Consider the following 12,128-nt stretch of genomic DNA (forward strand, 5'->3'; position numbering starts at 1 on the left):
CAAGGCCCGGCCCATCGCCGGTCACCGCTTCAGGTCGACGCGGTGACCGGGTTCGGTCACTTCAGCGTGTGAGCGAGACCGAGGGTGGCACCGTCGCGCTCGTACGAGACGAGCAGCGAGGAGCCGGCCGGCAGGGCGCCGTTGAGCGGCAGGACCAGGGTGCGGTCCTTGTTCAGCGAGACCTCGGTCTGCGCCACGACCCGCTCGCCGTCCCAGATGAAGACCCGGGCGACGCCGGACTTCTTCACCTTCAACTCCACCGAGACCTTCGAGGAGGACTTGGTGACCTTCTTGATCTTGAGGATCTTCTCGTCAAGAGCCGCGTAGCCACCCGGTGCCACCCCGTCCGAGGCGGACTGGAGGATGGTCTGCGGCGACTTGACGCTCTGCGCCGCGGTGTCGGGCATGATCGGAGCCTTCGGCGCCGCCGGCCGCGCCGGCAGGCCCGGCAGGGTGGCGACACCCCAGCGCCACGGGTCGGCCCGTACGCCGCTCCAGGTCGACCAGCCGATCCGGGTCTGCGTGGACAGGTCCTGCGTGTCCGAGTCGTTGACCAGGATGTTCATGCCCATGTTGGTCGGGTCGATGGTGTCCGGCAGCACGCTGAACGGAACCTTGACCTCGATCTGGTACCCGGTGCCGGTGAGAACCGACGCGACCTCGAGACCCGGTGCGGTCTCCGGGCCACCCTGGTGGTTGTCCCGCTCCCGGGCGAAGCACGGCGGGTTGCCGTTGGCCGGGTCATCGGTGGCCGGGAAGAGCGCCACGTTGAACACCGTGGAGGTGTTCGCCGAGTTGCCCCGCGGGTCGATTCCGAACTCGACGGCGTCGGCACGACGCGGACGCTTGCAGTCCTCCGGCAGGAGGAACCGGCCGAGCACGTCATCGGTGATGTTGAAGATGGCGTACAGGGCGTCGTCGGTGTGGGTGAGCTGGGCGGTGCCGGAGATGTCCGCCGCCGTGGTGGCGGTACCCTCCCAGCGCGTCGAGATGTCGATCACCTCGCCGGTGTACTCGTGGGAGTGGCCGTGGCCGTCGACGGCCGGCGCGGTGGTGGCCTTCGGGATCACCGTGGTCGGCACCAGGTTGAAGGCACCCGGCTCGGTGGCGCTGCCACCGTTGTAGCTGGTCTCGATCTCCAGCCGGTACGCACCGTTGTCCGGTGCCCGGTTGGCGGTCGGCAGCGTGGCGTCGGTGTTGGTCACCGTGAAGGTCACCGAGCTGCGGGCACCGGGCTGGAGCCCGCTGTACGGCAGCTGCTGCGGGTTCGCCGAGAACCCGGCCGGCAGGTTCAGCCGGACGGTGCCGGACTGGACGGTGTCGCTGTGGTTGGTCAGGTCCACTCGGACGCTACGGCTCTTACCGCTCGGGATGTTGAGCAGCGACTCGATGAGGGCATCGAGCTGCTTGACCTTCTTCTGCTCGGTCCACGCCCGGAAGTCCGCGATCTCCTCCAGCGGCTCGAGGGTGCCCCGAACCGGAGCGGTCGCCTGCACCCGCGCACTGCTGGTGCCGCTGCCGTCCTTGCTGCTGGTCATCGTGGCTTCGATCTTGAAGCGGGTGCCCACCGGAAGCTGCGCGGGCGGGGTGACCGTGAAGCTCTTCACGACCTCCTTGCCCTTCTTGAGCGTGCCGACGTTGCCGTTGCCGCTGACCCGCCAGCCGGCCGGAACCTGGAGCGAGACGTTGGCACCCTTGATGTCCTGGGTGGCGTAGAGGACGGTGTCGACCTTGATGGACTTGCCGGCGAGCACCTCCCACTTCTGCGGACGCACGTGGATCTCGGTGCCGAGCGGCAGACCGCCCGGAGCACGGAGCGTGGCGCCCTGGAGCGCACCGGTGCCGGCCCCCACGTTCGGGTCCGGGTACGGAGTGCGGGTGTCGATCAGGGTCAGCCGGTTGCAGCCGATGTTGTCGGGGTTGGTCGTCGGGAAGGCGCTGTTGCCCCAGCCCTGCGACACGTACTCCCGGCGGGCCCAGGTCGTGACCGTGTTCCACCGGTTGCCGTCGTGACGCGCCGACTCGTAACCCTGCCAGGTGCCGAAGATGACGTTGCTGGCCTCAGCCGGGGTGAAGCTGGTCTCGCAGGAGGGACCCATGTTGCCGGAACCGCTGCCACCGGTCTGGAAGATCCGGGAGACCCGCCAGGGCTCGAGGCCCTCCTTGGTGATCTGCTCCGGGAACTTCTTCGGGTCGGCCGCGGCGTAGAAGGCGTCGACGGCCAGCATCGCGGCTTCCTGGTGGTTACCGTGGTTGCCCTGGGTGGCCGAGGGGTTCATCGTGAGGATGACCTCGGGCTTGGTGGTCCGCAGCACCCGCACGATGCGGGACAGCGTCTCGTCGTAACCCCAGACCTCGGCGGTCAGGGGAGCGCTGGCGGTGTACCAGAAGTCGAGGGCGTCGAGGTTGTAGATGTGTTCGATGCCGGCGTAGCCGACCGCCCTGCGCTCCTCGGCCTCCCGGAGGATGCCGAGCTCCGGGCCCTCCTCGAAGCCGGTGGCGTTGCCGCCACCCTCGCCACGAGTGGTGGTGATGACGCCGGCCTTCATGCCGTGATACTCGTTCCAGTATCCCAGCATGCCGAGCTGACCGGCCTCGTCGTCGGGGTGCGCGCCGATGAACATGATGTCCAGGTCGACCGGCTTGTCGGACTTCTTGTCCGGACCCTTCGGCTGGGCCTTGGGGGGTGACGGGTGCTTGGGCGACGAGCCCTTGCCGTGAGCCTGAACCGGTGCGGCCAGGCCCAGCGAGAGCAGACCGCACATGGCGATTGTCGCCGGGGTGCGCCATCTCATGGGCATACCTCTTCGTATGGGAGCGCTTGCTGCGTCTGGGACGGATGCAGGCCCGGCCGAGGCCCCCTGACACCTGGCTCGTGCCGGCCCTGACGACGGACAGCTGTCCACTGGAGACCAGGGCGGTCTCCACGAGTGATGGTTGCTAGACGGTTCGTTCGTGCACGCGCACCGTCACGGCGTGAGCGGTGCGGACGGTGGTGGGGGTAGGTCCACCGTGAAGGCCTTCGGGCCGTAACGCTAGGAATCTTGGACTCGCGTAGTCAATAGGCCCAAGCGACTTTCTTACTTCTTCGAAAAAACGATCGTCCTGTTCAGGGCCGGTGGGTGGCCACCACATCGGACACCACTAGCCCCGTTTGTGGTGATTTAAGGCGATCAACTTCTCCGCTGCCGCCCGATCTGTGCGCTAAGGCGCGGTCGCTGGCCGATGATCTTCTGTCGATGCATCGTTTGCGCAGGTCGGAGCTGAGATCATCTCGTTACTTGACGGCCCACTTTTTTCTCAGTAGGAAGAAACTGTGTCTGACAGAGCATCGACCAGCCCGGTCAGCCGTGAGCGGTCCCGCGAGATCAAGCGTCTCTCGGTGATCCTGGCCGCCCGGCAGGCGCGGCTGTTGTCCCGAGTGGATCTGGCCGAGATGACAGGCCTTCCGGCGGCCACGGTGACCGCACTCGTGCGGGAACTCATCGCCGAGGGCTACCTCATCGAGCGCGGGCCGGGCGCACCCACCACCGGGCGACCGCGCGAGATGCTCGAGTTCAACCCGCGTGCCGAGCTCGTCGCGGCAGTCTCGCTCGAACCACCCCGGATCAGCTGCGAGATCGCCGACAGCGAGGGCGCGATCATCGCGCACCGCACCGCCCGGTTCGGCGGCGACGTGGTGGAGACCGTCTGCACGTTCGTCCTGGACCTGGTCGGCGACAACCTGCCGTCACTGCGCGGCGTGGCGATCGCGGTGCCGGGCGTCTCCACCAACGGCGCGGTACGCCTCGCGCCGTCGGTCGGGCTGGTCGAGGCGTGGCCGATCGGCGAGTCGGTTCAGCAGCGACTCGGCGTACCGGTCGTCGTCGACAACGACGTCAACCTGATGGCCGCCGGCGAGTGCGTGGCCGGTGCCGGTGCCGACGTCGCCAACCTGCTGCTGATCCACGTCGCCGACGGCATCGGCGCCGGGCTCGTGCTCGACGGCAAGGTCCGGCGCGGAGCCAGCGGAGCGGCGGGCGAGGTGGGCTTCATGCCGCTGGACGCCGCGCCGGCGCGCAGCTACAGCGGTGTCGGCGAGTTCGAGGCCCGCTGGTCGGTGAACGCGATCACGGAGCGGCTGGTCGCGCTGCACCCGGGCCGCCGACCCGAGTCGCCGGTACGCGAGCTGATTCAACTCGCCGCCACGTCGAAGCCGGCCCGCGAGTATCTCGACGAGGTCCTCGACGCCTGGGCACGGCTCATCCTCTCCTGTGTCTGCGTGATCGACCCGGGGATGGTGCTGCTCAGCGGTGCCGCCGCCGAGCTCGACGACGCCGCGCTCGAACAGATCCAGAGCCTTCTCGCCGCCAAGACCCCCGCACCCACCGAGGTGCGTCGAGCCACCCTCGGGGACCAGGCCGTACTGCACGGAGCGATCAGCTACGCGCTCTCGGCCGCGGTCCCGCTGCCCTCACTGCCCTGACCACAGCCGCGTAACCCGACCCCGCACCCCTGCAACCACCACCACCCGTCCCCTGCCCCCGAAGAACCGCCACCCCCGCACACCCCGATCCCACGGCCACCTCCGCCGCACCCTCGCGACCCCGTACGCGTCGGCGCGGCCGGCCACGACGTGGCCCGCTCCGTCGGCCTCGATCTTCGATCCGTGCCGCAACCGGCGGCCCACACACTCCGGCATGCCCCGGAGTCCGATTTGCAGCTATCTATCGGAAATCTCCAATAGATCCCCCCGTCAAGTGGAGGTACCAATGAGACGTCGTCCTTTGGCCATTGCCATCGCGATCGGCGCAATGCTGGCTGTCACCGCAGGCTGCGGCGGCAGTGACGACGCGGACACCGGCTCGTCCGGCACACCGACGGCCGAGAAGTTCGTCATCTACAGCGCCCGTGACAAGTCGGTCACCGACTACGTCGTCGAGCAGTTCACGACCAAGAACCCCGAGTACAAGGGCAAGGTCGAGGTGCTCAACATGGGCGCCCAGGAGGTCCTGGAGCGGGTCCGGGCCGAGAAGGCCAACCCGCAGGCGTCCGTCTGGTGGGGCGGCACCCAGCAGGGTCTTGCCGCCGGCGCCTCGGAGGACCTGCTGGAGTCGTGGCAGCCCTCGTTCGCGGCCAAGATGGACGCGCGCTACAAGGACGAGCAGGGCCGTTGGTTCGGCGAGATCCTGCTGCCCGAGATCATCATGTACAACAACAAGGCGCTGACCCCGCAGACCGCGCCGCAGGACTGGGACGACCTGATCGACCCGAAGTGGAAAGACAAGATCATCATCCGGGACGTGGCTGCCTCCGGCACCATGCGCTCGATCTACTCCTCGATGATCCAGCGGCTCTCGCCGGACGGCTCCAACCCGCAGCCGGGCTACGAGTGGCTGCTCAAGCTCGACGCCAACACCGTCGAGTACGCCGCCAACCCGGCCGACCTCTACCTGAAGATGTCGCGTGAGCAGGGCGTGGTGAGCGCCTGGAACCTGCAGGACGTGCTGCTGCAGGCCAACGAGGGCATGCCGTTCGACTACATCATGCCGGCCTCCGGCGCTCCGGTGCTCGTCGACGGTGTCGCGGCGGTCAAGGGTGGCAACACCGCCGCCGCGCAGAAGTTCCTGGAGTTCCTCTTCGACGACTCGCTGCGCGCCACGCTCGCCAAGGACTACTTCCAGATCCCCGCGGTGGAGATCGGCGAGAAGCCGGAGTGGCTGGCCAACCTCAACCTCAAGCCGATGGACGTCGACTGGGACGTGATCGGCAAGAACGAGACGGCGTGGATCACCCACTGGAACGCCGAGATCAAGGACAAGGGCTGAGTTGACTGGGGTCCGGGTCGTGCCTCGGCACGACCCGGCTCCGTCCTGGAAGGACCCAGAAATGATCGATGTCCGGCTGACTGCCGTCAGTAAGCGCTTCGACAAGTCGAGCGATGCCGCGGCGGTCGACGAGGTCACCGTCACCATCGGCGCCGGCGAGTTCTTCACTCTGCTCGGACCCAGTGGTTGCGGCAAGACGACGACCCTTCGGATGGTGGCAGGCTTCTACTTCCCGACCTCCGGGCAGATCCACTTCGGCGACGACGATGTGACGCACTGGTCGCCGAACAAGCGGGACACCGGCATGGTGTTCCAGAACTACGCGCTCTTTCCGCACATGACGGTGGCGCAGAATGTCGCGTACGGCCTCCGGGTCCGCCGGGTCTCCCGCACCGAGCGGGACCGCCGGGTCTCCGAGGCGCTCGCCCAGGTCCACCTCTCCGGGTACGGCGCCCGACGCATCGACGCCCTCTCCGGTGGTCAGCAGCAGCGGGTGGCCCTGGCCCGAGCCCTGGTCATCCGGCCCCGCACCCTGCTGCTCGACGAGCCGCTGTCCAACCTGGACGCCAAGCTGCGCGAGGAGACCCGCACCGAGATCCGGCGCATCCAGCGGGAGAGCGGCAACACCGCCATCTACGTGACGCACGACCAGGCCGAGGCGATGGCCATGTCGGACCGGATCGCCGTCATGCAGTCCGGCAAGGTTCAGCAGGTCGGCTCCCCACAGGAGATCTACTACCGGCCCACCAACGCGTTCGTGGCCCGCTTCATCGGGCGCAGCAACGTCCTCAGCCTGCCGGTGGTCGGCGCGGGCGAGAACCGGGTCGAGGTGCGCCTGTCCAGCGGCGCGACAATCGAGGTCGGCGCTGCCACCGGACACGGTCTCACCGAGGGCGACACCGCGCTGGTGTCGGCCCGTCCCGAGCACATCACCCTCGCCGGTGGCGACGAGGAGTCCGCCCTGCGCGGCCGGGTCACCCACGTCGAGTTCACCGGAATGGCGACAAACCTCACCGTCGACTGCGACGGTACCGAGGTGATGGCCGCCGTCATCGACGCACCGGCGACCATCAACGTCGGCGACCTGGTGGGCCTGCGGCTCGTACGCGAACGTCTCTGGGTGGTCAAGCCGTGACCGCTCTGCCCGAAACCGCCCCACCCCGGATGGCCGCGCTGCGCCGACGTCTGGCCGGCGGCACCAACTCACAGTGGTTCCCGTACCTGCTCGTGCTGCCGCTGGTCCTGGTGCTCTACGGCTACGTCGTGCACCCGATGTTCGCCACCTTCTCGGAGAGCGTCAGCGAGAACGGCACGCGCAACTACCTGCAGTTCTTCACCTCCTCCGGGGTCGCCCGCGAGTCGCTGTTCACCTCGCTGTTCATCTCCGCGGCGAGCGTGCTGCTCTGCGGCATCGTCGGCGTGACGATGGCGTTCCTGCTCAAGCGGTTCAGCTTCCGCGGTCGTCGGCTCATCGAGGCGATCATCCTGGTGCCGGCCGCCCTGCCGCCGCTGATCGGCGCCGTGTCGTTCCAGTTGCTCTACAGCAACATCGGCATCGTGCCCCGAGGGTTGCAGGCACTCTTCGGCACCGAACGGCCGATCATGGCCTTCGACGGGATCGCCGGGGTCCTCGTGGTGCACACGTTCACCATGTACCCCTTCTTCTACCTGGCCGCCGCCGCGGCGCTCGCCGGAATGGACCCGTCGGTCGAGGAGGCGGCGTACAACCTCGGCGCCGGCCGGGTACGGGTCTGGCGCACCGTCCTGCTGCCGATGCTCACCCCGGCGATGGTCTCGGCGTCGCTGCTGGTCTTCATGACCTCGCTGGCGTCGTACACCGCGCCACTGCTGTTCAACGTCAGCCAGACCATGACGATGCAGATCTACATCAACCGCACCAACGGCGACCTGCCGATGGCCTCGGCGTACGCCTCCGTGCTGGGCATCGTCTCCATCATCTTCCTGCTGGCGATGCGGTGGTACGAGGGTCGGCGCAGCTACCAGTCGCAGTCGAAGGGCATCTCGGCGAACCGTCGGGAGCTGACCAACCCGATCGGCAGGTGGCTGGCCCCGGTCGCCTCGGTGCTGGCCACCATGGTGCTGCTCGCCCCGGTCGCCACGATCGCGCTCGTCGCCTTCTCCGAGAACCGGTCCTGGACGACCCAGGTGCTGCCGGAGACGTACACGCTTGACAACTTCGTCACCATCTTCTCCGACCCGAAGGCGTTCGAACCCATCCTCAACTCGGTGCAGATGAGCCTGCTCGCGGCCGTCGGCTGCGTGGTGATCGGTGTGCTCGTCGCGTACGCGGTGCGGCGTTTGAAGTTCATCGGCCGGGGGCTGCTCGACGTGGCGGTCATGATCGCCTGGGCGCTGCCGGGCACTGTCGTCGCGATCAACCTGATCTCGGCCTTCAGCACCGGCAACGCGTTCAGCTTCGGCCAGGTGCTGATCGGCACCTTCTGGATCCTGCCGCTTGCCTACTTCGTGCGGTTCCTGCCGATCGTGTTCCGGTCCAGCTCCGCGGCGCTGGCGCTGATCGACCCGTCGCTGGAGGAGGCCGCCCGTAACCTCGGCGCCTCCTGGCTGCGGGCCTTCTACACCATCACCGTACGGCTGATGCTGCCCGGCGTGCTGGCCGGCGCGTTGCTGGCCTTCGTGCACGGTGTCGGCGAGTTCGTCGCCTCGGTGCTGATCTACACCTCCTCGACGGTGCCGATCTCGGTGGCGATCAACAACCGGATGTACTCGTTCGAACTCGGCACCGCCGCGGCCTACGGCATGCTCCAGGTGGCGCTGATCTTCGTGGTGATGTGGTTCTCGGGCCGACTGGAGAGCAGCCGCACCGCGACCCGGAGGGCCGAGCAGTGGACGAACTGATCGAACGCTGGAAGGCCGAGGGAGGACTGCTCCCGATCACCCGGGTGCCCGGCCACGCACTGGCCGCCGTGGCCGAGTCGGCCGACCTGGCGGTGCTGCCGGTCGGTGCCGTCGAGTGGCACGGTCCACACCTGCCGCTCGGCACCGACCTGCTGCTCGCCGAGGGGTTCGCCGGGGAACTGGCCACCGGCACGGCCCGCGCCGTGCTCTTTCCGGCCGCACCGTACGCCGCCTGCCCCGGTCAGACCCGGCCCTGGCCGGGGACGGTGGCGCTGCGACCCGAGATCGCCGTGGGCTACCTCAGCGACGTGCTCACCGGCATCGTCGAGGCGGGCTTCCCCCGGCTGCTCGTGGTCAACGGGCACGACGCCAACCTCTCCACGGTCCGTGCCGCGATGGAATGGGTGTCCGGCCGGCACCTGGCGAGCCTGCTGCTTGTCAACTGGTTCCAGCTGGTCGGCCCGGACGAGACGGGCGAGATCTTCGGCGCCCTGCCGGCCCGGGGACACGGCGGGGCGTACGAGAGTTCGGCAGTGCTCGCCTTCGACCCCGAGGCGGTGCACCTGTCCGCCACCCCGGACCTGCCGCCGAAACCGAAGCTGCCCACCCCGTACCCGTACGTGCTCATCGAGTCGCGGCCCGACCCCTGGCAGGGCTGGTCGGGCCATGTCTCGCTGGCCAGCGAGGCGGCCGGGCAACAGATCCGCCACCTGGCCGGCGCGCGGCTGCGGGAGGTGATCGAGGCGTGGCTGGCAGCACCGTTACCCAGCCCGCCAGGGACGGACCAGCCCGGCTGGTCCGGCCGGCCGACCTGGTCCGACCGACCTGACGGGAGCGGTAGGTCGGACCAGGCGGTCGGGTGACCCACTCGTCGGCTGCGCAGGACAACGGACCACATTGGGAGGCCACCATGACCCCGTCACTGACCACGTACCAACAGCACCATCTGCGCGTCGTGTTCGAGCATCACGCCGCAAACCTGTACCCGGCCATGGTCAAGGCCAGCCAGGCCCACGTCGTCATGCTCGCCGAGCAGGGGCTGATCCCCGCCGAATCCGCCGCAATGATGCTGCGTGGCCTGCTCGTCCTTGCCCAGGACCGGCCCGAGGACCTCGACTACGACGGCAGCGTCGAGGACGTCTACTACACGCTGGAGAAGCGTCTCGCCGCCGCCTGCGGGGTCGAGCCCTCCCAGCTCAGCGTGCAACTCGCCCGCAGCCGGAACGACCTCGACGCCGGGGTCTTCCGGATGGTGCTGCGCGACCAACTGCTCGCAGTGCTCGACGCGGTCCTGGCGACCGGTCGGACCGTGCTGGACCGGGCCGATCGGCACGCCGACGTGGTGGTCACCGGCTACACCCACCGACGTCCGGCCCAGCCGACAAGCATCGGGCACGTCTTCGCCGGCTACGCCGAGGCGCTGGCCGGTGAGGGCGTCGCCTACGCCGACCTGCTCGACGAGATGAACCGTTCGCCCCTGGGCTCCTGCGCGTTCGCCGGCACCGACCTGGACATCTCGCCCCGCAGGTTGGCGGACCTGCTCGGCTTCGAGCGGCTCATCGTCAACTCCTACGAGGCGGTGGCCGGTGCCGATCACCTGGTGCGGGTCGCCACCCTCAACGCGCAGTCACTGGCCACCGGGGCCCGGCTGGCCCGTACCCTGATGGACTGGCTGACCTGGGGCTGGGTGGTCACCCCCGGCTCGTTCACCCAGGGCAGCAGCATCATGCCGCAGAAGCGCAACCCGGTCGTCCTGGAACACCTGGTGTCGATGGCCGGCGCTGCCGCGGGCGACGCCGCCAGCGTGCTCAACAACGTCGGTGCCGCCTGGTGGGAGGACTCCAACAACGCCACCACCGACGTGCAGGCCCGGCTCTGGGACAGCGACGACCGGGCGTACCGGTTCTTCTCCCTGCTCGGCGGGCTGATCGCGGAGCTGGATCCGCTGCGTCCGCCGACCAGCGAGGAGATCGTCGCCTCCGGTGCCACCACGACCGCCGCCGCCGACGCGCTGGCCCGCCACGGCGTACCGTTCCGGGGCGCCCACTCGCTGCTCGGCCGGCTGGTACGGGCCGGCGCGCCCGCCACCTGGACCGTCGAGGACGTCCGTACCGCGGCGGTCGACCTCGGCATCGCCGACCAGCTCGACGAGGTCGCGATCAGTGACCTGCTGGCCGCCGCCGTCCGCCCCGAATTCGTGCTCCGCCGTGCCCAGGCCGACGGCCCGGGCGAGATCGCAGTTCGGGAGCAGGTGGCGCAGCTGCGGTCGATAATGGACGATGTGGCAGCGCGGGCGGATGCCCTGCGGGAACGGCTGCACCGTGCCGACGCGGCTCTGGCCGAGGCGGTCGCGGCGAGGGTGAGCCCGTGACCGGGCAGCAGACCCAGCATCGTGTGACAGCGGCAGTTGTGTCACCGCGACCACAGAACCACCCGGACCGACGGCCCGAAGGGCGATTTGACATCACCATGGAACAACCGGCAAACCCGCGACTGCTCGGGATCGACTTCGGCGGCACGAAGATGGCGATCGGCGTGGGTGACGTCGATGGTCGGCTGCTCGTCTCCGAGCGCCTGCCGACCAACGCCGAGCAGGGCGCGCAGCAGGCTCTGACCCGGGCGCTCGACCGGGCGCGGGAACTCGCCGACAGTACGGGCGGCACGATCGTGGCCGCCGGCATCGCTTCTCCCGGGGTGGTCCACGACCACTCCATCGAACTGGCCCCGAACGTCCCCGGATGGGAGCAGTTGCGCCTCGCCGAGGAGGTCCGCGCCCACCTCGGAGTGGCCTCCGTACGGGTGGCGAACGATCTCAACGCGGCCGCGTACGCCGAGCTGCGCCTCGGCGCGTTGCGGGGCGTCGATCCGGGCCTGGTGATCGGGCTCGGCACCGGCGTGGCCGCAGCGGTGACGATCGGCGGCGAGGTGATCGCCGGACACCACGGTGCGGCCGGCGAGATCGCCTACGGTCTGACCGACCACAGCTGGCCCGCCGGTCTGGAGCCGATGCTGGAGGCGACCTTCTCCGGTCGGGCCCTGGACGAGTTGGCACAGCGCCTCGGACTGACCGGGCAGGCCGCCGCGCTCTGCGCCGCTGCGGCCCAACCTGGCCGGTTCCGGGACGAGCTGCGGCTGCGCGTCGACGAGTTGGCCCGCCACCTCGTCACCTGCTGTCTGCTGCTCGACCCGCACCGGATCGTGCTGGTCGGCAGCGTCGCCGGCAACGAGGTGGTCCGGGAGTTGCTCATCGAGCGGCTCACCCACGCGCTGCCGTACCGGCCGGAGATCGTCCTGTCGGCGTTCGCGCAGGACGCCGCCCTGCTCGGCTCGCTCGCCATGGCCATGGAGGCGCTACCGGCGGCCGTCTGAGAGCTCGTGAACGGCGAACCGGCCCAAGCTGTTGCTCGGGCCGGTTCGCTGTTTCGCTCGATGACGTCGGCG

General features: G+C 69.1%; 8 protein-coding genes. 7 read left to right on the forward strand and 1 reads right to left on the reverse strand.

Going from position 1 to position 12,128, the window contains the following annotated elements:
- Positions 1 to 56 precede the first annotated feature (56 nt).
- Positions 57 to 2,795, reverse strand: coding sequence for a sugar-binding protein (locus EG812_RS15095; protein ID WP_126711874.1), 2,739 nt, complete (start codon positions 2,793 to 2,795; stop codon positions 57 to 59).
- Positions 2,796 to 3,316: 521 nt separating this feature from the next.
- Here EG812_RS15095 and EG812_RS15100 point away from each other — a divergent pair.
- The 7 genes from EG812_RS15100 (at position 3,317) to EG812_RS15130 (ending at position 12,056) form a co-directional block, all read left to right on the forward strand.
- Positions 3,317 to 4,465: an ROK family transcriptional regulator gene (locus EG812_RS15100; protein WP_126711875.1), complete on the forward strand. Its 1,149-nt coding sequence runs from the start codon at positions 3,317 to 3,319 to the stop codon at positions 4,463 to 4,465.
- Positions 4,466 to 4,751: 286 nt separating this feature from the next.
- Positions 4,752 to 5,807: an extracellular solute-binding protein gene (locus EG812_RS15105; RefSeq protein WP_043719717.1), complete on the forward strand. Its 1,056-nt coding sequence runs from the start codon at positions 4,752 to 4,754 to the stop codon at positions 5,805 to 5,807.
- 61 nt (positions 5,808 to 5,868) lie between these two features.
- A complete protein-coding gene (locus EG812_RS15110) occupies positions 5,869 to 6,942 on the forward strand; it encodes an ABC transporter ATP-binding protein (RefSeq protein ID WP_013731612.1) in 1,074 nt (357 codons plus the stop codon).
- Entirely contained in the window at positions 6,939 to 8,687 is a 1,749-nt protein-coding gene (locus tag EG812_RS15115) for an ABC transporter permease (RefSeq protein WP_126711876.1), read from the forward strand. Before EG812_RS15110 ends, EG812_RS15115 begins: the two co-directional genes overlap by 4 nt.
- Positions 8,675 to 9,550, forward strand: a complete 876-nt coding sequence (locus EG812_RS15120) for a creatininase family protein (protein WP_013731614.1) — start codon at positions 8,675 to 8,677, stop codon at positions 9,548 to 9,550. Before EG812_RS15115 ends, EG812_RS15120 begins: the two co-directional genes overlap by 13 nt.
- A gap of 47 nt (positions 9,551 to 9,597) precedes the next feature.
- A complete protein-coding gene (locus EG812_RS15125; RefSeq protein WP_013731615.1) occupies positions 9,598 to 11,058 on the forward strand; it encodes an argininosuccinate lyase in 1,461 nt (486 codons plus the stop codon).
- A 98-nt stretch (positions 11,059 to 11,156) separates the two neighbouring features.
- Positions 11,157 to 12,056, forward strand: coding sequence for an ROK family protein (locus EG812_RS15130; RefSeq protein ID WP_013731616.1), 900 nt, complete (start codon positions 11,157 to 11,159; stop codon positions 12,054 to 12,056).
- The last annotated feature ends 72 nt before the right edge of the window (positions 12,057 to 12,128 follow it).

The sequence above is a fragment of the Verrucosispora sp. FIM060022 genome (assembly GCF_003977705.1).
Classification (GTDB): Bacteria; Actinomycetota; Actinomycetes; order Mycobacteriales; family Micromonosporaceae; genus Micromonospora; species Micromonospora gifhornensis.

Bases quoted from the DNA above. Each gene is read 5' to 3' on its own strand.
- EG812_RS15095 (WP_126711874.1), bottom strand. From the start codon at position 2,795: ATGAGATGGCGCACCCCGGCGACAATCGCCATGTGCGGTCTGCTCTCG.
- EG812_RS15105 (WP_043719717.1), top strand. From the start codon at position 4,752: ATGAGACGTCGTCCTTTGGCCATTGCCATCGCGATCGGCGCAATGCTG.
- EG812_RS15110 (WP_013731612.1), top strand. From the start codon at position 5,869: ATGATCGATGTCCGGCTGACTGCCGTCAGTAAGCGCTTCGACAAGTCG.
- EG812_RS15125 (WP_013731615.1), top strand. From the start codon at position 9,598: ATGACCCCGTCACTGACCACGTACCAACAGCACCATCTGCGCGTCGTG.
- EG812_RS15130 (WP_013731616.1), top strand. From the start codon at position 11,157: ATGGAACAACCGGCAAACCCGCGACTGCTCGGGATCGACTTCGGCGGC.